Below are 23,268 nucleotides of genomic sequence, written 5' to 3'. Positions count from 1 at the left end.
AAAACTAAAAGCAAAAAAAACATGGCTTAAAAAATAGGTAACTAACTTCTATATAACAGAATATGGTTAAAAATAAAATGAGAGAAAGCCAGTGATTTTCACATCACTGGCTTTCTCTCTCGCACTGAACGGATCTATCCAACGCAATCACTGGCTCTAAAGTCCGCACAAGTGGCTCTAATCTTTCGCAATATTCAAGTAAAGCAAAAAAATATGCTTAAATTGATTGCTTCATATAGAACGCAAAAAAAAGATGTGGTATAAAACATTTCTGAAAAATATACGAAAAGGTCTTGAGATTTTTAAGAGGTAAGCTGATTTACATCAAGCTTACCTCTTTTTTTTGATTTATATGTCTATTAAAATACCGTTCTAGTTTGCTGATGTCTGGTGGGCCTGAAACGATAGCTTACTCTTTAGTTGCGTACAGATGCACCAGTATAATAATCAAACATTATATGTACATAGGTTTATGTATATTCTATCTTGATTACAGATCAACCTTTTAACGAAAGTTTTTTTATTGGAATTGTTTTTGGAAACTGTTTGATCTAATTAAAAGACACGAGGTGGAATCGAACCACCACAAGGCCCCTAGCCGTGCACTAATATAGGTATTTAAATGATTATTCTGAATCTTCTGTGGTACTTGGTTCTTCAGCCACGGTAGTTGTTTGAGTGAAGGTGTCGTTTAAATTACTGATTTGACGACCTACATTCTTTGTTCCAGCAAATGAGCTGATTAAATTGTTGATGTCTAAGCCCGTGGCATCTTTAAAGGCCTCTTGAGAAGCTGCCAATGTATTTAGGGCTGTTTTAGTGATGGCTGATGCACCATTTCCGTTTCCGCTATCTACAACTGTGATTTTGTCAATGTTACTCAATGGTTCAGCAGCAGCACGAACGATTGCAGGATAAGCTTCAATCAGTAAGGTTGCAATGGCTTCATCACCGTATTGTTTCAAGGCTTCCGCCCATGCTGTCTTGCTGTCTGCTTCAGCTTGACCGATTAAACGAATACTTTCGGCTTGAGCCATACCATTTAATTCGATTTCTTTGGCTCTCGCTTCAGATTCAGCAATAGCTTTGTTTTTATCAGCTTCGGCACGTTGCTCAACAGAGTAACGCTCAGCATCAGCTTTTTTACGGACAGTTGCGTCGTATTCGCGTTCTTGCTTGATGGTTTCTTTTTCTTGCAATTCGATTTGTTTTTCGCGTTCAATGATTTGAGCGTTACCCTCTTCGATGATAACTTTTTTCTTTAATTCAGCTTTCTTTAAATCATATGCACTTTCAGCTTCAGCTTTTGCGATATTTTGTTCTCTGCCGTATTCAGATATGCGAAGACTTTTCACTTTTTCAGCTTCGGCAATCTGTGTTTGTCGTTGCAATTCAGCTTCTTGAGACAGTTGTTCAGCTAGTGCTCGTTGAATACGTGTTTCTTTATCCGCATTCGCTGTTTTGATATCGGCATCTCGTTTAACTTCGGCAATACGTCCTTGACCTAATGAATCTAGGTAACCATTTTTGTCCGTTACTTCTTTTACTGTAAAAGATAAAATAACCAATCCCATTTTAGCTAGATCGCCAGATGCTTCATCTTGAACATTTTGGTTGAATTTATCACGGTTTTGATAAATATCTTCAACAGTCATGCGACCTAAAATCGAACGCAAATGTCCTTCTAGGACTTCTTTCGCTTCGCTTTCTAATTGTTCTGTTGACTTACCAAGATATTGTTCAGCGGCTGTTGCGATATCTTCTGATGTGGAGCCGATTTTAATAATAACGGTCCCATCAACTGCGACCGGAACACCTTCCTCGGTATACACTTCAGGTGTGCGCACGTCTAATTTAGACGATAATAATGACAACTTATGAACGGATTGAATAATTGGCCAAACGAATGTACCGCCTCCGCTAACGATTTTCATTTTATTGCCCGTATTGGGATCAATATAAACATTTTTGTCGCCTAATGCTGTACCGCTGATAATTAAGGCTTCTGCTGGAGAAGCTGTACGGTAACGACTGACCAATGCTACTAGTAAAACGATTGCGATGACGACTGCGCCAACGGTTCCGAATAATGCTGGATTCATGTGTAAATTCCTACTTTCTCGTGTCTGATTTTGATAGTGGAGTTATTTTTTTTGTTTCTTATTCCATGTCGGCATTGGTTTGCCGATTGTTTTAATGCTGTTTGTATAGGGAAGTACATAAAGAATGTTGTCACTGATATCCATAATCAATACGTTCTCATTTTTTGGAATATCGGTTATGCCATCCGTATTGTCATAGATTTTAGCCATTTTGTTAACCCTTGTAAAACCAGTAGAGACGATGACTTCGCCTGTTCCATTGAGTGTAATCGGAATGGATACTTTCGCTTCTTTGCCTTCTAATTCATAGATTGAAGTAATGCTTGAATTTTCTGCACGATTTTTAAAGGGCAGGATAACGAGAATATTCATGAGCATAATGATAATCATACTGACAAAAAAGATACCCGCAAATAACCAAATGGATACGATTGAGCGATTGGTCAAGAGGATCCCGTATGTAATAAAAAAAGCAATCATACCCGTGACAAAGAAATCACTGATGTCGTAAAAGCCGACACTGATAATATCTTTTAGCGGTAATGTCAAAATGGCTAATGCTATACAGCCTGCAAAAGCAAATTGTAAGTACAGTGGGTCTTCTAAGATAGTGGTCAGCACTTTGTGTTCACCTCCTTTCAATAATGAGTTGCTGTATGACCCATTTGTTTATCGAAGAAAAATCTGAAAATAGGGGTCATTAGTCGCTTTCAACGCCTATTACGGTAACACCTATTAGCTTAATGTATATCTAGAGTATGTATTGGATTTATATAAGGAAACCTTGCAATCTCAATCATTTTATTGTACTAATCAATGGCTATAATAATTGTTTTGTTATATATGACAATCTCTTTTGAAATCCCGATTATTCCATACATATTTAGCGTAACCAGATTAACGGTCTACTAACATAGATGATACTCTAATTAGAGGAATAAAAGAAGAGTCTAATATAAAAAATCAAAGGCATCCCTTTGGTGCTATAAGTAAACAAACAGAAACAATCATATAGCTGCATTTGGAAAAACTTGTTTTTTTCTGGACAGTTTTTTTGAGGTTCTATGTTGGACCTATTTTAAAATTTATCATAACGGGTGGATGGTGGAACCAGAGTTTAATAATGGAGCGTCGCCAATTTGGGTTGATTCCGGAAACAGATGAATTTTTTCTACTGGTAGAATTATTATTTTCGTCATTAGAGGATGAAATATGCTATTTTTTGGATTATCCATCAGAATTAACCGGATAAGTTACCTAGACAGATTAAAACGGGCTTAATAACGAACGAATAACGTTTAATTTTATAAAACGTTTGTAAAAGTTTGTTGTGTTGTGCTATATTGAACGTGAGAAAATAGAGCGGAGGAAAATGCATGGATACCATTATCTCTGTAGTTATGGGGAGCACTTCTGATTGGGAAACGATGAAAGACTGTTGTACGATTTTAGATGAATTTGAAATACCCTATGAAAAAAAGGTGGTGTCAGCTCATCGGACACCAGATTTGATGTTCAGCTTTGCTGAACAAGCAAGGGAGTCCGGAACAAAAATAATCATTGCAGGAGCTGGAGGCGCCGCTCATTTACCGGGCATGATCGCAGCAAAAACAACATTGCCGGTCATAGGCGTACCGATACGATCTCGAGCACTTAACGGGATGGATTCATTATTGTCCATTGTACAAATGCCAGCGGGTATACCGGTTGCTACTGTGGCGATTGGGAAAGCAGGAGCCGCGAATGCAGGACTTCTTGCTGTTCAGATCCTAGCTATTGAAGATAAAAAATTAGCAAAAAAATTGGAAGTAAGACGTGATAGGCTTAAGAAAAACGTAATAGAAAGTAGTGAAGAACTTGTATAAGTCGCTCAAACCAGGAGATACTATTGGAATTATTGGAGGCGGGCAATTAGGAAAAATGATGGCTCAATCAGCAAAAAAGATGGGATTTATTGTTGGTATCTTGGATCCTAATCAAATTTGTCCAGCAGCTCAAGTGTCTGATTGGAATATCCGCGCTGATTATGCAGATAAAGAAGCTTTACGTGAATTTGCGAGAAAAGTAACGGTTCTAACATTTGAATTTGAAAATATTGATGCGGAAGCATTGCGAGAGATGGAAGATTTGTCAGCTATCCCGCAAGGTAGCGAAATAATAAGCATTACGCAAGACCGGATCAAAGAAAAACAGTTTTTAGAGTCTATTGGGGTTTCAATTGCAGCTTTTGAGGTTGTGAAAACAACTGACCAACTGAATGGTGCACTTGGAAAAATTGGCTATCCCTGCGTCTTGAAAACAGCGCGTTTTGGATATGATGGTAAAGGGCAAGTTGTTTTGAAATCTGAGGCGGATAAAGCAGAGGCAGAAGCATTGATTGCTGATAATAGTTGTATTCTGGAAGCTTGGGTACCTTTTTTGAAAGAACTATCGGTCATGATTGTTCGCAATCAAACAGGAGAAGCGACAATTTTTCCTGTTTCTGAGAATATTCACGTAAATAATATTTTACATGAAAGCATTGTACCTGCCCGGATTTCTCCTGTAGTAAGCAAAAAAGCCGTGGATACGGCTAAACAAGTTGCTGATGCTTTGCAATTAGTTGGCACGTTAGGAATTGAACTATTTTTAACAAAAGATGGTGGCATCTTTATCAATGAACTGGCACCACGTCCACATAATTCAGGGCACTATACGATCGAAGCAATGTCCTTTTCACAATTTGATGCACATATCCGAGCGGTAGCTGGGTTGGCGATGCCAACAGCCCGCTTACTTTCGGATGTCGTTATGGTCAATATACTGGGACAACATTTAGAGGACAGTTTAGCTTTCCGAAATAAAAAAGCGGACTGGTCGTTTCATTACTATGGTAAAAAAGAAATGTATCCGAATAGAAAAATCGGACACATCACTATTTTGACGAACGATGTAGAAGCAACATTGATTGAAATAGATAATACCGGGATCTGGAATGGAGGAAGCAATTAAGATGATTACACGTTATACACGTCCTGAGATGGCCAAGATCTGGTCGGAACAAAATGGCTATAATAGTTGGTTAGAAGTTGAAATTTTAGCAGTTGAAGCTTGGGCTATTTTAGGTGAGATCCCAACAGAAGATGTTAGAAAGATAAGGTCAAACGCAACGTATAATATTGGTCGCATGGAAGAAATTGAAAAAGAAACTAGACATGATGTCGTAGCTTTTACGCGATCCGTTTCTGAATCATTGGGTGATGAAAGAAAATGGGTCCACTATGGATTGACGAGTACCGATGTTGTCGATACTGCATACGGTTACCAAATGAAACAAGCGAATGATATTATTCGTAAAGATTTACAAAACGTACTGGAAATTATTGGAAACAAAGCAAAAGAACACAAAAATACAGTATGCATGGGCCGTACACATGGTGTCCACGCTGAGCCAACAACATTTGGCTTGAAATTAGCTAATTGGTATTCTGAAATCAAACGCAATATCGAACGTTTTGAGCACGCAGCTGAGGGTGTCGAAGCGGGCAAAATAAGTGGAGCAGTAGGAACATTTGCGAATATCTCGCCTTTTGTGGAAGAATTTGTTTGTAAAAAGCTGGGTATACGACAACAAGAAATTTCAACGCAAGTATTGCCCCGAGATATGCATGCTGAATATCTTGCTGCAATTGCTTTAATCGCAACGAGCGTGGAGCGTTTTGCTACTGAAATTCGAAGTTTACAAAAATCAGAGGTACGCGAAGTGGAAGAGTTTTTTGAAAAAGGACAAAAAGGTTCTTCAGCTATGCCGCATAAACGTAATCCTATTGGTTCCGAGAATGTAGTTGGCCTAGCACGCGTTATCCGAGGTTACATGGTGACGGCATATGAAAATGTAGCTTTATGGCATGAACGCGATATTTCTCACTCTTCTGCAGAAAGAATCATCTTACCGGATAGTACGATTTTATTGGATTACCAATTAAATCGTTTTGCGACTATTGTAGAGAAATTGACTGTTTTCCCTGAAAATATGATCCGTAATATGGATGCGACATATGGTTTGATTTATAGCCAACGCGTATTATTGAAATTGATCGACCATGGAATGAATCGTGAAGAAGCATATGACTTGATACAACCTAAAACGGCTTATTCTTGGGATAATCAAATAAGTTTTCGGTCATTATTAGAACAAGATAAGACCATAATGTCTAAATTAACCATAGAGGATATCAATGATGCTTTCAATTATGAGTATCATTTAGATCAGGTCGATCGTATTTTTGAAAGAGTAGGATTAGTAAATCAATAGGGAAGACTGGGGCTATTGCTCCGGTCTTTTTTAATGAAGTAAAATAATTTTAGTTATTTTACTTCATTAAAAAAATAAGGAATATTTCATTGACAATCAAAGGTTGGATGATACAATTAAAGCGAATGATTTGACATTATTAAAAAATAATGTTCGTTAATTGAGAGGGTGGAATAATGGAAAGAAAAGAATTGCTCTATACCGGGAAAGCTAAAAAGATGTATGCGACAAATCAAGAGACGGTTCTTTTAGCAGAGTATTTAAACCAAGTAACTTCACTAAATGGCGCTAAAAAAGAAAAAATTGAAGGGAAGGGAGAACTGAATAACCAAATCACGGGTCTAATATTCAACTACTTAGCTGAAAAAGAAATTGCAAGCCATTATATCCAAGAAGTGTCTAAAACCGAACAATTGATAAAAAAAGTTGAAATGATTCCTTTAGAGGTCGTTGTCCGTAATACGTCGGCCGGCAGCTTTGCAAAACGGTTTAGTATGGAGGAAGGAATCGATTTGCCTTTTCCAATTATTGAGTTTTATTACAAAAATGATAAGTTGGATGATCCATTTATCAATGACTCACACGTTAAGATGCTGAACGTTGCGAAAGACGAAGATGTCATAGAAATAAAAAAGCAAGCATTGGAGATTAACGCTGCCTTAGTTGAAATGTTCAGAAAAATCGCTATTCGCTTAATTGACTTTAAGATTGAATTTGGGAAAACAGCTGATGGAAAAATCATCCTCGCCGATGAAATATCCCCGGATACTTGCCGTTTATGGGATATGAACACAAAGAAACATCTGGACAAAGATCTTTATCGCCGTGATTTAGGCGACGTTATTCCTGTTTACGTAGAAGTATTGCAAAGGCTGAAAAACATGTGACTAAACGAATCAATCCTTCAAGTAGATAGAGGGTAACGAAAAAATTTACCAATATAAATCAAAAGAGAAAAGTGAGGCGTTTCATCGTGTATAAAGTAACCGTTTATGTAACTTATAAAGATTCAGTTCTGGATCCACAAGGGGAAGCAGTCAAGGGTGCGGTTCATCGTATGGGATATGAGTCGGTTGAAAATATTCGTATTGGGAAATATTTTGAAATTCAAGTTTCTAAGGATGAAGATGATATCGAGCAAGTAATTGAAGAAATTTGTGACAAACTTTTAGCAAATGTCGTAATGGAAACATACCGGTATGATATTCAGGAGGTTGAAATTTAATGAAATTCGCAGTCATTGTTTTTCCTGGATCAAATTGCGACTTAGACATGTATGCAGCTGTAAAAGATATTCTAGGGGTAGACGCGGAATACGTTCAGCATTATGAAAAAAGTTTGCAAGGGTTCGATGCAGTGTTACTCCCAGGAGGATTCTCATACGGCGATTACCTGCGTACGGGAGTTATTGCCCGATTTTCCAATATTATGGATGAAGTCATCCGGTTCGCTCAAGAGGGAAAGCCTGTTTTTGGAACGTGTAATGGATTTCAAATTTTGACAGAAGCTGGGTTATTACCGGGAGCATTACGGCGCAATGATTCACTGAAATTCATCTCCAAACAGCAAAAGCTAAAAGTAGCAAATACGCATACGTTATTTACAACAGCGTATGAACAAGGAGAAATCATTTCCTTACCTATCGCACATGGTGAAGGGAATTACTACTGCGATAAAGAAACGTTGCAGCAATTGAGGGACAACGATCAAATCGTCTTTACTTATACGAACGATAACCCAAATGGAAGCATCGAAAATATAGCGGGCATTATCAATAAGCAAGGGAATGTATTGGGCATGATGCCTCATCCTGAACGAGCTGTTGAAGAATTACTGGGTTCTGAAGATGGGTTAAAATTATTTCAGTCTATGTACAAAAATTATCAGAAGGAGCTGTGCAAATAATGGTTTTCTTGGAACCGACACCCGAGCAAGTAAAAGACTTGAAAATATATCGTGAATGGGGATTGACCAACGAAGAGTACACAACTATCAGCGAGGATATTTTGCATCGGTTACCGAACTATACTGAAACAGGCCTGTTTTCTGTTATGTGGAGCGAACATTGCTCTTATAAAAACTCAAAATCGACGTTACGGAAATTTCCTACTTCAGGGGCACAAGTGTTACAAGGACCCGGTGAAGGTGCTGGTATTGTTGATATCGGTGACGGCCAAGCGGTGGTTTTTAAGGTAGAAAGCCATAATCATCCCTCAGCGGTTGAGCCATATGAAGGAGCAGCTACTGGTGTCGGAGGTATTATTCGCGATATTTTTAGTATGGGAGCCCGTCCAATAGCAATTCTTGACTCTTTGCGTTTTGGTGAGTTAGACAATGAACGCACAAAATATATCTTCGAAGAAGTGGTAGCTGGCGTTAGTGGTTACGGGAACTGTATCGGAATTCCAACGGTTGGTGGAGAAACGGTTTTTGATCCTTGTTACAAAGGAAATCCTTTGGTAAATGTGATGTGTGTCGGCTTGATCGACCAAAAAGATATTCAAAAAGGGCAAGCTAAAGGGACCGGGAATACCATTATATATGTGGGTGCAAAAACGGGACGTGATGGTATTCATGGAGCGACTTTTGCTTCGGTTGAATTCAAAGAGGAAGAAGAATCACAACGTTCAGCTGTCCAAGTAGGCGATCCGTTTATGGAAAAATTATTGATGGAAGCTTGTCTAGAATGTATTTATGATTATTCTGACGCATTGATCGGAATCCAAGATATGGGAGCTGCAGGGCTTGTTTCATCAAGTGCTGAAATGGCTTCAAAAGCGGGTAGTGGTTTGATTTTGAATTTGGATAAAGTCCCACAACGTGAAACACATATGACTCCTTATGAAATTATGCTTTCTGAATCGCAAGAGCGGATGCTGTTGTGTATCAAGAAGGGCGAAGAACAACGTGTTATCGAATTATTTGAAAAATATGAATTAGAAGCTGTTAACATCGGTGAAGTTACAAATGATGGGTTGTACCGTCTGTTTCATGATGGAAAAGAAGTAGCTAATTTACCCGTTGATGCTTTAGCAGAGGATGCACCAGAGTACATTAAACCGATGCAAGAGCCTGCTCGTATGGCTTTGTTTTCTGCAATGGCAGACTATCAACCAACCTTTATGTCTGCTGCGGAAACGTTAGTAAGCTTGTTGCAACAAGCAACGCTTGCTTCAAAGAAAAATATTTACCAAACCTATGATTCGATGGTTCGTACAAGCACTGTTGTTGGACCAGGAAGTGATGCAGCTGTTATTCGCATACGTGGAACGGAAAAAGCACTTGCCATGACGACTGATTGTAATAGCCGTTACATCTATTTGAATCCTGAGATTGGTGGGAAAATCGCTGTATCAGAAGCTGCTCGTAATATCGTGGCTAGTGGTGGGAAACCATTGGCGATCACCAATTGTTTGAATTACGGGAATCCTGACAAACCAGAGATTTTCTGGGAATTGAGCACTTCGGCAGATGGTATAGCAGAAGCTTGTCGTTTATTGGATACCCCTGTTATCTCGGGTAATGTATCGCTTTACAATGAAATGGATGGCGAAGCTATTTATCCGACACCGTTGATTGGAATGGTCGGTCTGATCGAAGATAGTAAACATATCACAACCCAGGCATTTAAAAATGCCAATGATCGCATTTTCTTGATTGGCGATACAAAAGCAGACTTTAATGGGTCTGAATTACAAAAATTAGAATTAGGAAAAATTGAAGGGAAACTGATGGACTTCGATTTGACAATTGAAAAAGAAAACCAAGACGCTGTTTTGAAAGCCATCCAAGCTGGCCTGATAGAAAGTGCCCATGATTTATCAGAAGGTGGTTTAGCAGTTGGTCTGATGGAAAGTGTCTTTGATACGACACTAGGATTTGATGTAACAGTTGCGATGGATAAAAAATGGTTATTCAGTGAAACGCAATCGCGGTTCATATTAACCGTGAAACCTGAAAATGTTTCTGCATTCAAAGCGCTAGTCAAATCTAATGCGACAGATATCGGAACAGTAGAGAATAATGGGCAAGCGAAAATAGTCACGAATAATGAAACGATTCATTTAGCGGTAAAAGAAGTAGAAATGAAATGGCAGGAGGCTATCCCATGTTTGCTGAAACAAAAAGCTTAAATGAAGAGTGCGGAGTTTTTGGCATTTGGGGCGATCCAAGCGCTAGCCAACTGACTTATTTTGGATTGCATAGTTTACAGCACCGTGGACAAGAAGGTGCAGGCATCGTGTCTTGCGATAAAGGAAAGCTAATGGTTCATCGCAATCTTGGGTTGATCAGTGAAGTCTTCAAAAATGTAGCCGATCTTAAACGATTGTCAGGCGATCGTGCAATCGGACACGTGCGCTATTCTACATCTGGACAGAATAGTATCGAAAATGTACAGCCTTTCTTGTACCATTTCTATGATTTAGATATTGCTATCTGTCACAATGGAAACTTGGTTAATGCCAAGAGCTTGCGACGTAATTTAGAAGAAGATGGAGCGATCTTTCATTCGACTTCAGACACAGAAGTATTGATCCATCTCATTAGACGCAGCCAGAAAGGCACGTTGATCGATAAAATAAAAGAAAGCCTGAACCTTGTTAAAGGTGGCTTCACTTATGTTCTCATGACGGAGGAAAAAATGTTCAGTGCTGTTGATGCGAACTCGTTGCGCCCACTTGTTATTGGGAAATTACCAAATGGGGCATATGTGATGGCAAGTGAAACGTGTGCGATCGATACGATTGGTGCAGAGTTTGTTCGTAATATTAACGCCGGAGAATTGGCAATTATTGATGTCGATGGCTTGACGATTGAAAAATACACGGAGGATACAACCATTTCCATCGCGGCAATGGAATATATCTATTTTGCTCGACCAGATTCGAACATAGCTGGTGTGAATGTGCATACGGCCCGTAAAACAATGGGGAAACGATTGGCAGTAGAATCCCCTATGGTGAATGCCGATATCGTTATTGGTGTTCCTAACTCGTCATTATCGGCAGCTAGCGGTTTCGCTGAAGAGAGCGGCATACCTTATGAGATGGGGCTGATCAAGAATCAGTATGTAGGACGTACGTTTATCCAACCGACACAAGAACTACGCGAATTGGGTGCGAAAATGAAATTATCCGCCGTTAAAGGAGTAGTACAAGGGAAAATTGTTGTCATGGTAGATGACTCGATTGTCCGAGGTACAACAAGCAAGCGAATTGTCACATTATTGAAAGAAGCCGGAGCGAAAGAAGTCCATGTTCGCATCGCTTCTCCACCCTTGATGTATCCAAGTTTTTACGGGATCGATATCAGCAAGTCAGCTGAACTGATTGCCGCAAGAATGACCATTCCCCAAATATGTGAGTCTATCGGAGCAGACAGTTTGTCATTTCTTAGCCAAGAGGGACTGATTGAGTCAATCGGATTGAAATTTGATATGCCCTACTCAGGTCTATGTATGGATAGTTTCAACGGTGATTATCCAGCAGGGCTATACGACTATGAAGAAGATTATCTGAATAATATGACTGAAATCCAAAAAGAAAATCTTAGGGGAGGATAACGATGGGGAATACCTATGCGAAAGCGGGTGTAGATGTCACTGCTGGTTATGAAACGGTCAAACGCATCAAAAAACATGTCGAACGTACGAAACGACCGGGTGTCTTTGGTGAAATCGGTGGATTCGGCGGTCATTTTGATCTTAGTGAACTCGACTATAAAAAGCCCGTTCTTATATCTGGGACAGACGGTGTTGGTACAAAATTAATGTTAGCCATTGAATCTGAGAAATGGGATACGATTGGAATCGATTGTGTTGCGATGTGCGTCAATGATATTGTGGCACAAGGAGCAGAACCACTTTATTTCTTAGATTATATTGCAATCGGGAAAAATCATCCTGAAAAAATCGAGCAAATTGTAGCTGGTATCGCAGAAGGATGCGTCCAATCGGGAGCGGCTTTAATTGGTGGTGAAACAGCTGAAATGCCAGATATGTACGATCCTGAAGATTTTGATCTGGCAGGATTTACAGTGGGTATTGCAGAAAAAGAGGCCTTATTATCTGCTGCATTAGTCAAAGAAGGTGACTGTTTGATCGGGCTGCCTTCAACGGGTATCCATTCAAATGGTTATTCCTTAGTACGAAAAATCTTCTTTAAAGATAACGCGTATACATTAACGGATAAAATACCTGGATTGGATAATCAAGAGTTGGGTGATGTTTTATTGACGCCAACAAAAATTTATGTGAATGCTTTGCTGCCATTGATAAAAAAGCAATTGCTTCATAGTGTTGCACATATCACAGGGGGCGGATTCGTTGAGAATATCCCGCGGATGCTTCCTGAAAATGTACAAGCTCAGATCCAATTAGGGAGCTGGCCAGTATTGCCGATTTTTCAGACGTTGCAAACAGTCGGCAAGATTCCAGAACTTGAAATGTACGAAATATTCAATATGGGGATCGGCATGGTTCTTGCTGTTGCTCCTGAAAAAGTACCGGAAGTATTAGCTACCCTTGCAGCGAATAATGAAAAGGGATATGTGATCGGTTCGGTAGTTTCAAAAGAATCAGAAGAAAAGGTTGTTTTGAAAGAGAAGCAACTATGAGAATAGCTGTATTTGCTTCAGGAAATGGTTCCAATTTCCAAGCGATAGCAGAGGCAATTGCCTCCAAACAAGTAGATGCGACCATTTGCTTCCTGTTTTGCGACAATCCGAAAGCCTATGTCATAGACCGTGCAAAAAAAATAGGCATCCCTTATACTGTATTCAGTCCGAAAAACTATGATAGTCGCGTAGCCTATGAGACTGAACTATTGAAACGGCTTGAAATAAATGAAGTTGATTTGGTTGTATTAGCAGGATACATGAGAATTATTGGACCGACATTGCTAACGGCGTATGCAAATCGTATCTTGAATATCCATCCTTCATTATTGCCATGCTTTCCTGGTAGAAGCAGCATTCGAGACGCTTTTGAAGCAAATGAAAAGAAAACTGGTGTAACAGTGCACTTTATTGATGAAGGGGTAGATACTGGACCAATTATCGCACAAGAGCAGGTTGAAATTTCACCTGAAGACACATTAGACTCTTTGGAGGCAAAAATACATCAGGTAGAGCACCGTCTTTTTCCGCAGGTCATTCAAGAATTGATTGAAAATAAAACCATTAACAAGAGTGAATAAAAATTGAGGAGTGGCGTATAGTGACAAGAGCATTGATCAGCGTTTCAGACAAAGCAGGTATTGTACCATTCGCACAAGCATTAGTGGCAAAGGGTATCGAAATTATTTCAACTGGCGGAACTAAGAAGGCATTGGAAGAGGCAGGTATCCCGACAATTTCTGTTGAAGAGGTGACTGGATTCCCAGAAATGATGGATGGTCGTGTTAAAACGTTGCATCCACTTATCCATGGTGGTTTATTGGGGAGACGTGATTTACCCGAACACATATTAGCAATGGAAAAACATAATATCATACCGATTGATTTTGTAGTGGTGAATCTTTATCCATTTAAAGAAACCATCAGTAAAAAAGATGTCACCTTAGAGGAGGCCATTGAAAATATTGATATTGGCGGCCCTAGTATGCTGCGCAGTGCTGCTAAAAATTATGCAAGTGTGACGGTTCTGACGGATCCAGCTGATTATAGTAGCGTCATCAGTGAATTGGAAGAAACAGGAGCAACAACTTTAAAAACACGTCAAGCTTTAGCTGCAAAAGTCTTCCGTCACACCGCCAGCTATGACGCATTGATCGCGCAATATTTGACCAATAGTGTTGGTGAAGAAGAACCTGAAAAATTAACGTTGACCTATGATTTGAAACAAAAACTACGCTATGGTGAAAATGGACATCAAGTCGCTAATTTCTATCAAGAAACGCTTGTTGTACCATTCTCGATTGCAAACGCTCATCAATTACACGGGAAAGAATTATCGTACAATAACATTAAAGATGCGGATGCAGCCATTCGTATCATACGTGAATTTGATGGACCAGCAGTGGTCGCAGTCAAACACATGAATCCATGTGGAGTGGGTATTGCTGAAACGATTGAAGAAGCTTTTGATCGCTGTTATGCAGCTGATCCAATCTCTATCTTCGGCGGGATCGTAGTTGCCAACCGTCAATTAGATAGTGTGACAGCAGAAAAGCTGAATAAGATGTTCTTAGAGATCGTTCTTGCACCAAGTTATACAAAGGAAGCCTTAGCTATTTTATCAAAGAAAAAAAATATTCGTATCATGACCTTAGATTTCTCAGCTGCAAAAGTAGGCGGCAAAGAAGTTGTTTCTGTATTGGGCGGTTTATTAGAACAAACACAAGATATCAGTACCGAAGATATACCGGCTAACTGGGAAGTCATGACAGACCGTAAACCAACCGAAGAAGAAATGAACGCTATGGACTTTGCCTGGAAAATAGTTAAGCATGTAAAAAGTAATGCTATCGTGCTGGCAAATAGCAAACAGACCGTTGGGATCGGGGCCGGCCAAATGAACCGTGTCGGATCCGTTAAGATTGCGATCGATCAGGCCGAAGCAAGTAATGCCATAGAAGGTGCAGTATTGGCTAGTGATGCGTTCTTTCCTATGAATGATAGTGTTGAATTCGCAGCACAACATGGCATCAAGGCGATCATTCAACCGGGTGGGAGTATCAAGGATAAAGATTCTATCGAAATGGCGAATAAATACGGCATGACGATGTTGAAAACAGGTGTACGCCACTTCAGACATTAAAAAATAGACTAAAATGACTGCTGCTGAGCCGCAACGAGCGATAGTTCGAGTAACTCAAGGACGATTTTCATTTGAGTAGCCGTAACGAGCGCTAGTTCGAGTAAGTGAAAGTCGATTTTTATTTGAGAAGCCGCAACGAGCGTTAGTTCGAGTAACTCAAAGTCGCTTTTCCATTTGAGTAGCTGCAACGAGCGCTAGTTCGAGTAACTGAAGGTCGCTTTTCCATTTGAGTAGCTGCAACGAGCGTTAGTTCAAGTAACTGAAGGTCGATTTTCATTTGAGTAGCCGCAACGAGCAATAGTTCGAGCAACTGAAAGTCGGTTTTTCATTTGAGTAGCTGCAACAAGCGTTAGTTCGAGTAACTTCAAATAGAGGATCATTTTATTTTACTCCATGATTCATTAAGTCGCTCTTGTTGTTCGATATTTATTTTAATCATCTCAACCTTTCTCAGTTAGTCCAAAAATCAGAATAGTTATTAGTTTTCAAACACATCCTAATCGAATAAAAAAAAGTTGGAGGATTACGCAGATGAAACTTCTTGTTATTGGTAGTGGTGGCCGTGAGCATGCCATCGCAAAAAAATTCACAGAAAGCTCATTGGTGGAGACTGTTTATTGTGCTAAAGGGAACATTGGAATGAAAAAAGATGGCATCCAATTGGTTGACATTGCAGAGAATGACCATCAAGCGTTGATTCATTTTGCAAAATCAGAAAAAATTGCTTGGACTTTCATTGGACCGGAAATAGCTCTGTTTGAAGGGTTGGTCGATGCATTTGATAAAGTTGGATTAAAAGTCTTTGGACCAAATAAAAAAGCAGCAGACTTAGAGTGCTCAAAACAATTTGCAAAAGATTTGATGAAGAAATATGCTATTCCTACTGCAGCGTATGAAATATTCGAAGACTATCATGCAGCGTTGGCTTATGTTGAAGAACAAGGCGTACCAATTGTCATCAAAGCAGATGGTTTAGCTGCTGGAAAAGGGGTAGTCGTTGCGATGACCCTGATGGAAGCAACGAATGCTTTAAGCGAGATGCTATTAAAAGGGAAATTCGCAGCGGGCAAACCGAAAGTCGTTATTGAAGAATATCTTGAGGGTGAAGAATTTTCTTTGTTTGCTCTTGTAAATGGTACAAAATACTATTATACCGGAGTTGCCCAAGATCATAAACGGGCCTATGATGGAGACAAGGGGCCGAATACGGGTGGTATGGGTGCTTATTCTCCAGTACCGCAAGTTTCTGATGCCTTGATTCAAGAAGTTTTGGAAACAGTTATAAAGCCGACTGTTAACGCAATGGTTGCCGAGGCACGTCCTTTCAAAGGAGTCATTTACGCTGGATTAATGATGACAAAAAAAGGGCTGAGAGTCATCGAGTTTAATGCCCGTTTTGGTGATCCTGAAACCCAAGTCATTTTGAACCAGCTGGATTCTGATTTGGCACAAGTGATCGATGATATCTTGAATGGGAAAGATCCTGTTATCAAATTGCATACGGACCGCTACACTCTGGGTGTTGTTGTTGCAGCTGAAGGTTATCCTGAAAAAACCATAACCGATATCCCGTTACCGCAGATGAACATAGCAGGTTCAGGTTGCACCATTTATCATGCGGGTATGAAGCAAGGAAAAAGCTGTCTCATTTCTGATGGAGGCCGTATTTTTTTTGTCGCAGCTCAAGGCTCAACACTAAAAGAAGCTCAAGACAAGGCTTACCATTATTTAACTAATAATCCAATCGCGCATACGTTCTATCGTTTTGATATTGGCGAGCAAGCCATCCAGTTTACAAAATAAGAGTACTAAAAATGATGCAAGCACTAAATCATTTTACTAGTATGACTCTTTTCTAAAAATGCTCTACAAGTGTTGTAGGAGTAACATACATTGGAATTGAAAATTCATGAATTTTTTTATAAATGATATGGTAAAATAAAAAAGTCGCAAAGGATGAGCTGTGTTGTTTATTTTTAAGGAGGAAATTATGAAAAAAAATTCATTTTGGTATGTTACACTCGTATTTGGTACTGGTATTTTTATGGCATCCTACAGAGTAGTTGGAAAAAATAAACGATCAAAAAATTTGAAAGCTGAGGAAGACGCTGCCAAGGAAACTAAAGGTGGAACAGGTACTTCAGAACAGACTTATGCTGATTTTAGTGATTTGAACGATGATTATGATATCATCATCGTTGGCGCAAGTGGTGCAGGGATGACTGCAGCTATTGAAGCAAAAGATGCCGGTTTAAATCCGGTCATTTTAGAAAAAATGCCTTTCGCTGGAGGAAATACGGTGAAATCATCAAGTGGTATGAATGCTTCTACTACTAAATTCCAAGAGGCTGAAGGAATAGAAGATAGCAATGATGCTTTTTACGAGGAAATTTTAGCGGGCGGTCATGGGACTAATGATAAAGCGTTGCTGCGTTATTTTGTGGGTCACTCTGCCGCCGCTATTGATTGGCTAGATCAAAAGGGCATCAAATTAAATAATTTAACGATAACTGGCGGCATGAAGCAAAAAAGAACTCATCGTCCATCTGATGGTTCGGCAATTGGGAGTTATTTGATTAAAGGATTATTAAAAGCTGTCCACAAACGAAACATTCCCATTCTTGTAAATGCAGCTGTAACAGCTATCAATAAAAATGAGGGCAAGGTTGATCAAGTAACTGTTGGAATAAGTGGAGAAGAACCTAAAATACTGACAGCAAAGGCTATTATAGTTGCAACTGGAGGATTTGGGGCAAGTAAAGAAATGATTGAAAAATTTAGACCAGAGTTAAAAGGCTACATATCAACTAATCAAAAAGGCAGTACTGGTGACGGGATCAAGATGATCGAAAAGCTGGGTGGCCAAGCAATCGATATGGAACAAATTCAAATCCATCCAACAGTTCAGCAAGATGAAGGGATCTTAATAGGCGAAGTGGTTCGTGGTGAAGGAGCTATCCTAGTAAATCAAGCGGGAAGTCGGTTTGTTAATGAGTTAGATACGCGTGATAAAGTTTCTGCAGCGATTACTGGTTTACCGGAAAAATCAGCTTACTTGATTTTTGATCAAGGGGTACGTGACCGCGCAAAAGCAATCGAATTTTATGATAAAAAAGGGTATGTTAGTAGTGGTAAGGATCTAAAAGAGTTAGCAGAGAAGCTTAATATACCAGGCAGTCAATTAGCTAAAACAGTTGTCGCGTGGAATCAAAGTGTTGCTGACAAGAGAGACAAAGAATTTAATCGTACCACTGCAATGGAAGACGGCTTAACTAAACCTGATTATTTTGCCATAAAAATTGCCCCCGGGATCCACTACACAATGGGTGGTATCAAAGTAAATACGCGAACCGAAGTTTTGAATAAAGAAAATCAACCGATTGAAGGTTTGTATGTTGCAGGTGAGTTGGCTGGAGGATTACATGGGAATAACCGTATTGGAGGGAACTCAGTTGCCGAAATTATTGTGTTTGGGCGCCAAGCCGGTCAGCAAGCTGCTGAATATGTGAAGAACCAATACTAAGAGAAATAAATTCGGTAGAAGCATACTTCAGCTATTTAATTGTATCAACTCATGTTATAATGAAGAGCTTAAGGAAATGAAGATCTTTACTTATAACGGATGCCAAGCAAGCCTCCGCTTAGCAATAAAATATGGAGGTGTAAGAGAATGAATAAACATTGGACTATCGAAACTATTCAAGAATTTGTTAAAAAAAATTCAGACAGTAAATTGTTAACGACAGAATATCATGGTTTTTCGCAAAAACTACAATTTGAATGTGCATGCGGCAACCATTTTGAAAAATCATTCACGAAATTTAAAAATAAAAATCAACGTAAGTGTGAAGTTTGCCAACCTCTAAAAGAAGCACTCTAAACCTAAAATGCATAAAATAAGTGCCAACTTCTCTTTAAGAGAAGTTGGCACTTATTTTTTTTGTGTGTAACAAATGGTGTTGGTTTTTCAAGAGAAATTGCTTCTGGAATGAACAGGTTTGCTTGTGTAGAATCTAAATCAGTTTTGTTTTCACAAAAAAAAATAGGTGTGAATGAATTTCTTCATCCACACCTAAAATTGTACAGTTCCTTAACTCAAGTATGCGAGCCTTTAAAGATAATTAGTTATTTTTTACCTTAGCGAACGGATCAAGTTGTTTTCCAAGATAAATCGGTGCCATTTGATGCTATAACTTTCTTGTACCAGTCAAATGAATCTTTTTTAGAGCGATCCAGTGATCCGTTTCCTTCGTTATCTCGATCGACATAGATCATACCGTACCTTTTTTTCATTTCTCCAGTGGTAAAGGAAACCAAATCAATAATTCCCCAAGGTGTGTAGCCCATTAGATCGACACCGTCATAGTCTACTGCTTTTTGCATAGCTTTGATGTGTTTAGTCAGATAGTCTATTCTTTCTGGGTCGTGAATTTGACCATTTTCATCCAGCGTATCAACAGCTCCAAAGCCATTTTCAACAATAAATAGAGGCAATTGATAACGGTCATAAAGGCGGTTCATTGTGTAACGTAAGCCTTCTGGATCAATAGCCCAACCCCAATCACTGGTTTTAATATAGGGGTTCGTTACCGCATTAGATAGGCCTCCATTGACTACATTGCCTAGATTATCATTCGTTACATCGGTTTTAACAACGGTAGACATGTAATAACTGAAGCCGACGTAATCAACAGTCCCTTCTTTAAGAATCGCCAAATCGCCTTCTTCGATGCCGATCGTATACCCTTCACGCTCAAATTCTTTTAGCGCATAACTTGGGTAATAGCCTCTAACGTGAACGTCTGAGAAAAAGAAACGTTGATGCATAGCTTCTTCTGCAGCCATAACATCTTTAGGATCACAGGAATAAGGATAAATCGGAACATGTGAGATCATACAGCCAATCTCAAAATCGGGGTTGATTTTCTTCCCAATGATCACTGCTTTGGCACTTGCTAGCAATTCATGATGGCCTACTTGATACATGACTTCTGTTGGGTTCTCACCGGGCTTTACGTTCACTCCAGAGTTGGTCCAAAGAAAAATCGGGTTATTTGTATCCATTTGATTATTGATTTCATTGAACGTCATCCAATATTTTACTTTATCTTGATAACGGTTAAAACAAACTTCTGAAAATTTAAAAAAATAATCGACTACTTTTCTACTTCTAAAACCGCCATACTCTTTTGCTAGATGCAAGGGCATTTCAAAATGAGATAATGTGATTACCGGCTCGATACCATGAGCTAATAACTCATCAAATACCGCATCATAAAATTTTAAACCTTCCTCATTAGGTGTTTCTTCATCGCCATTTGGAAAAATACGTGTCCATGAGATAGATGTTCTCAAACATTTTAGTCCCATCTCTGCAAATAATGCGATATCTTCTTTATAGCGATGGTAAAAATCGATTGCTTCATGATTAGGATAATATTTAGTAGGATCAATCGTCTCTGTGATCTCTCTAGCGACACCATGAGCTCCTGCTGTCATAACGTCAATAACGTTGGGTCCTTTTCCACCAGCATTCCAGCCGCCTTCAAATTGATGGGCTGCTAAAGCGCCGCCCCATAAAAAATCTTTTTTCATATCTATTTCCTCCTAAAGTTATATTTTATGTAGCCATCTTTATAAAAATTGATGCAAAAAGGCTGAGATAGTTACGATGACTCGATTTAATATTCTTATTTTGCTCGTGATAGGGTCACTTCTTATTTTAGGTATCCGACTTAAAGGTTGTGCATTTACATAATAATTGTAAATGCACAATTTGTCAATGCACAAACAAAAATACTATACATGGATGCATAGTATAGTTATAATAGGAATAAAACTATAGAAAGATATGGAGATAACTATGCTTAAATACCAAGAGATAGCTTTAAAAATCGAAAAGAAGATTCATTTTGAAAATTTAGCACAAGGAAGCCGACTGCCTAGTTTGGGAGAACTTATTACGCAGTATCAGGTGAGTAAGAGTACGATCGTAAAGTCTTTAGCTATTTTAGAAAATCGAGGTATTATTTTTCAAGTTCAAGGAAGTGGGATTTTTGTTAGAAAAAGAAAAAGAAAAGGCTACATTAATTTTATGGAGAACCAAGGATTTACACATGATTTAGAAGAATTTAATTTGACTTCTACTATTCTAAACTTAGAAATTATTTATCCTAATGAAGAAATTATGAATAATTTAAACTGTTCAGCTAATGAAGAAGTGTATTGGGTCAAAAGAATTCGCTATATTAATGGACAAACACTATGTGTTGAAGAATCTTATTATAAAAAAGAAATTGTCCCTTATCTAAATAAGGAGATCTTAAATGATTCTATTTTTGAATACTTGCAAAATGCATTAAATATCAATATTGGTTTCTCTGATAAATATCTAAAAGTTGGGAAAATCAACACCGAATTAGCTGCTCAATTGCAACTCCCTGATAAATCACCAGCTTTATTTGTAGAAGAACTGTTCTATTTGAATACGGGTGAACCGTTTGATTTTTCTAAAACCATTTATAATTATGAGCATTCACAATTTTTTCTGCAAGGAAGCAATGCAAAAAATTGATTTAGATACTATATCATAAAATGATTATATCCAAGTATGAAGAATGATGCTGCCTTTTGTGAATCAACTGTTTCATTCATGATTCAGTCCTTAAATCAAACAGAAAAACGATCAAATAATAGTGAAGCAGTGTGAGTGATTTGTCTCATACTGTTTTTTTGTCTAAAAATAGGTGTGAATGAATTTCTTCATCCACACCCCAAATTATAGACCCATAAAAATTAAAGCCGTTGTCATTAAAAGCAATGAAATAATGATGCTGATAGAAGATAAAAAGCCTGAAAGGGAGGTTTTATTTCCATAAGCGACCATATTGATAGTAGAAACCGTACCAACGGGTGCAAGGGCCACTAGAACCAAAGATAACCGAACGATTTTTGGTAAAGGCAATAAGAAATAAAAAATCAGGGCAAGTGAAATACCTAAAGCGTAACGGGTAAAAAGAAGTTTGGCTACTTTTACTAAATCTACTCGAGAAATGGTGAGTTCTAAGTAAAGGCCGATCATGAACATCGATAGAAAAGCATTTCCGCTAGCAAAAAGCTCAACTACACCAAGAACACTTTCTGGAATCGTCATATTTACGAGTGCCAAAATAATCATGGCAATGTAAGTAGAAAAAGACGGAGAACGGAATAAACTGAAAATAACGTCTTTTACGCCTCGTGTTCCACGCTTTTGACCAGTCATTTTATCTGCTAGAAGAGGAGTACCGCCAAAGATCATTAACGCATTTCCGGTATCAAAGCTTCCGATAAAAGGAATAGCTTGAGGGAAGAAGCCTTGTACAAAAGGAATAGTGAAATTCCCGATATTGTAACCTGCTTGACTAAACATCATCAGAGCTTGATCAGCTGAACTCTTTTTCCGCCAGAGGAATCCGCCGATAGTGATCAGTAAAAAATTTGCCAATAAACCTAACGACATCAGGATGATCAAAGTACTGTTGATCTCAATTGTATTGAATCCAATAATGATAGTGGCCGGCAAAGTTAAATTGAGAATGATTTTTGAAACGGTATGTCCATCCTTTGTTTCTAATAGGCCAAAAAATTTAAATAAATAGCCTACTAGAATAATCAATAAAAAGCTGATGGCTTGTGTGAATACGGCACCCATTAAAAACTCCACTCCTTTTTTAAGTCTAAATTTCCTATAGGGATAGCCCTTTATTTTCTTTTTTTAGAAGTCTGATTGTAGAAATTATAGCATACAACCAATTGAATTGAGGGTGTAAAAAGTGAATTAAATGACAAACGAGTTATTTTTAATCTGAAATAACTTTAAAAAGAAAAGCTGTTTTTTAGCTTCAATTCTATTTGAAGTGCTTTCTCCATATTCTCTACACAATAATACGTTATCTTGATAGTACAGATTGATAGAGGCTGAGGGATGACCAGTTTTGGAAATAGTAGATGCTGTTTTTTTCAGCGGATAGATCTACGATTCGAAAAGCGCCATAAGACAAAAGTAACTAAAAAATGAATAATCTCTACTTACTTAGCCTAATCCTTAGTCATACTGGAAGAATCAAGAAAGG

Annotated in this window: 20 protein-coding genes; 15 read left to right on the top strand and 5 right to left on the bottom strand. The window is 38.5% G+C overall.

Annotated features, from left to right (window positions below; all coding sequences use genetic code 11):
* Positions 1-626 precede the first annotated feature (626 nt).
* A complete protein-coding gene (locus J7E16_RS07495) occupies positions 627-2,102 on the bottom strand; it encodes a flotillin family protein (RefSeq protein WP_034546823.1) in 1,476 nt (491 codons plus the stop codon).
* Positions 2,103-2,144: 42 nt separating this feature from the next.
* Entirely contained in the window at positions 2,145-2,723 is a 579-nt protein-coding gene (locus J7E16_RS07490; protein WP_214890497.1) for a hypothetical protein, read from the bottom strand.
* Positions 2,724-3,478: 755 nt separating this feature from the next.
* Here J7E16_RS07490 and purE point away from each other — a divergent pair.
* The 11 genes from purE (at position 3,479) to purH (ending at position 15,154) form a co-directional block, all read left to right on the top strand.
* Positions 3,479-3,967, top strand: a complete 489-nt coding sequence (gene purE / locus J7E16_RS07485) for a 5-(carboxyamino)imidazole ribonucleotide mutase (protein WP_214890495.1) — start codon at positions 3,479-3,481, stop codon at positions 3,965-3,967.
* Positions 3,960-5,093 (top strand): 5-(carboxyamino)imidazole ribonucleotide synthase, encoded by a 1,134-nt coding sequence (gene purK, locus J7E16_RS07480; RefSeq protein ID WP_214890508.1) that lies wholly within the window; start codon positions 3,960-3,962, stop codon positions 5,091-5,093. Before purE ends, purK begins: the two co-directional genes overlap by 8 nt.
* Before the next feature lies 1 nt (position 5,094).
* Entirely contained in the window at positions 5,095-6,396 is a 1,302-nt protein-coding gene (gene purB / locus J7E16_RS07475; protein ID WP_214890493.1) for an adenylosuccinate lyase, read from the top strand.
* A 176-nt stretch (positions 6,397-6,572) separates the two neighbouring features.
* Positions 6,573-7,283, top strand: a complete 711-nt coding sequence (gene purC, locus J7E16_RS07470; protein ID WP_214890491.1) for a phosphoribosylaminoimidazolesuccinocarboxamide synthase — start codon at positions 6,573-6,575, stop codon at positions 7,281-7,283.
* Positions 7,284-7,369: 86 nt separating this feature from the next.
* Complete coding sequence (gene purS, locus J7E16_RS07465; protein ID WP_214890489.1) at positions 7,370-7,621, top strand: phosphoribosylformylglycinamidine synthase subunit PurS; 252 nt, start codon at positions 7,370-7,372, stop codon at positions 7,619-7,621.
* Positions 7,621-8,301, top strand: coding sequence for a phosphoribosylformylglycinamidine synthase subunit PurQ (gene purQ / locus J7E16_RS07460; RefSeq protein WP_214890486.1), 681 nt, complete (start codon positions 7,621-7,623; stop codon positions 8,299-8,301). Before purS ends, purQ begins: the two co-directional genes overlap by 1 nt.
* The gene (purL, locus tag J7E16_RS07455; protein WP_251006116.1) at positions 8,301-10,529 is read left to right on the top strand and encodes a phosphoribosylformylglycinamidine synthase subunit PurL; all 2,229 of its coding nucleotides are present in this window, start codon (positions 8,301-8,303) and stop codon (positions 10,527-10,529) included. The genes purQ and purL overlap by 1 nt, the downstream gene beginning before the upstream one ends.
* Positions 10,505-11,959: an amidophosphoribosyltransferase gene (purF, locus tag J7E16_RS07450; protein ID WP_214890483.1), complete on the top strand. Its 1,455-nt coding sequence runs from the start codon at positions 10,505-10,507 to the stop codon at positions 11,957-11,959. Before purL ends, purF begins: the two co-directional genes overlap by 25 nt.
* Before the next feature lie 2 nt (positions 11,960-11,961).
* On the top strand, positions 11,962-13,011 hold the full coding sequence (purM, locus tag J7E16_RS07445) for a phosphoribosylformylglycinamidine cyclo-ligase (RefSeq protein WP_214890481.1): 1,050 nt from the start codon (positions 11,962-11,964) through the stop codon (positions 13,009-13,011).
* Positions 13,008-13,592 (top strand): phosphoribosylglycinamide formyltransferase, encoded by a 585-nt coding sequence (gene purN, locus J7E16_RS07440; protein ID WP_214890479.1) that lies wholly within the window; start codon positions 13,008-13,010, stop codon positions 13,590-13,592. Before purM ends, purN begins: the two co-directional genes overlap by 4 nt.
* 20 nt (positions 13,593-13,612) lie before the next feature.
* Complete coding sequence (gene purH, locus J7E16_RS07435; RefSeq protein ID WP_214890477.1) at positions 13,613-15,154, top strand: bifunctional phosphoribosylaminoimidazolecarboxamide formyltransferase/IMP cyclohydrolase; 1,542 nt, start codon at positions 13,613-13,615, stop codon at positions 15,152-15,154.
* 251 nt (positions 15,155-15,405) lie between these two features.
* Here purH and J7E16_RS11515 read toward each other — a convergent pair whose 3' ends face one another.
* Positions 15,406-15,534 (bottom strand): hypothetical protein, encoded by a 129-nt coding sequence (locus J7E16_RS11515; RefSeq protein WP_285439384.1) that lies wholly within the window; start codon positions 15,532-15,534, stop codon positions 15,406-15,408.
* Between the two features lie 151 nt (positions 15,535-15,685).
* Between J7E16_RS11515 and purD the strand changes: the two genes are divergently transcribed.
* The 3 genes from purD to J7E16_RS07420 all read left to right on the top strand — a co-directional run bounded on the left by purD (position 15,686) and on the right by J7E16_RS07420 (position 19,034).
* Positions 15,686-16,957: a phosphoribosylamine--glycine ligase gene (gene purD / locus J7E16_RS07430; protein ID WP_214890475.1), complete on the top strand. Its 1,272-nt coding sequence runs from the start codon at positions 15,686-15,688 to the stop codon at positions 16,955-16,957.
* Between the two features lie 187 nt (positions 16,958-17,144).
* On the top strand, positions 17,145-18,677 hold the full coding sequence (locus J7E16_RS07425; protein ID WP_251006115.1) for a flavocytochrome c: 1,533 nt from the start codon (positions 17,145-17,147) through the stop codon (positions 18,675-18,677).
* 147 nt (positions 18,678-18,824) lie between these two features.
* Positions 18,825-19,034, top strand: coding sequence for a hypothetical protein (locus J7E16_RS07420; protein ID WP_034546796.1), 210 nt, complete (start codon positions 18,825-18,827; stop codon positions 19,032-19,034).
* Positions 19,035-19,303: 269 nt separating this feature from the next.
* On the opposite strand, the gene J7E16_RS07415 is transcribed toward J7E16_RS07420, so the two are convergent.
* The gene (locus J7E16_RS07415) at positions 19,304-20,749 is read right to left on the bottom strand and encodes a 6-phospho-beta-glucosidase (protein WP_214890473.1); all 1,446 of its coding nucleotides are present in this window, start codon (positions 20,747-20,749) and stop codon (positions 19,304-19,306) included.
* A gap of 268 nt (positions 20,750-21,017) precedes the next feature.
* Here J7E16_RS07415 and J7E16_RS07410 point away from each other — a divergent pair, with 268 nt between their 5' ends.
* The gene (locus tag J7E16_RS07410; RefSeq protein ID WP_214890470.1) at positions 21,018-21,728 is read left to right on the top strand and encodes a GntR family transcriptional regulator; all 711 of its coding nucleotides are present in this window, start codon (positions 21,018-21,020) and stop codon (positions 21,726-21,728) included.
* A 204-nt stretch (positions 21,729-21,932) separates the two neighbouring features.
* On the opposite strand, the gene J7E16_RS07405 is transcribed toward J7E16_RS07410, so the two are convergent.
* A complete protein-coding gene (locus tag J7E16_RS07405; RefSeq protein WP_214890468.1) occupies positions 21,933-22,847 on the bottom strand; it encodes an AEC family transporter in 915 nt (304 codons plus the stop codon).
* Positions 22,848-23,268 lie beyond the last annotated feature (421 nt).

The organism is Carnobacterium sp. ISL-102, assembly GCF_018612935.1.
GTDB classification, from domain to species: Bacteria; Bacillota; Bacilli; order Lactobacillales; family Carnobacteriaceae; genus Carnobacterium_B; species Carnobacterium_B alterfunditum.
This window is presented reverse-complemented; position numbering and strand designations above follow the sequence as displayed.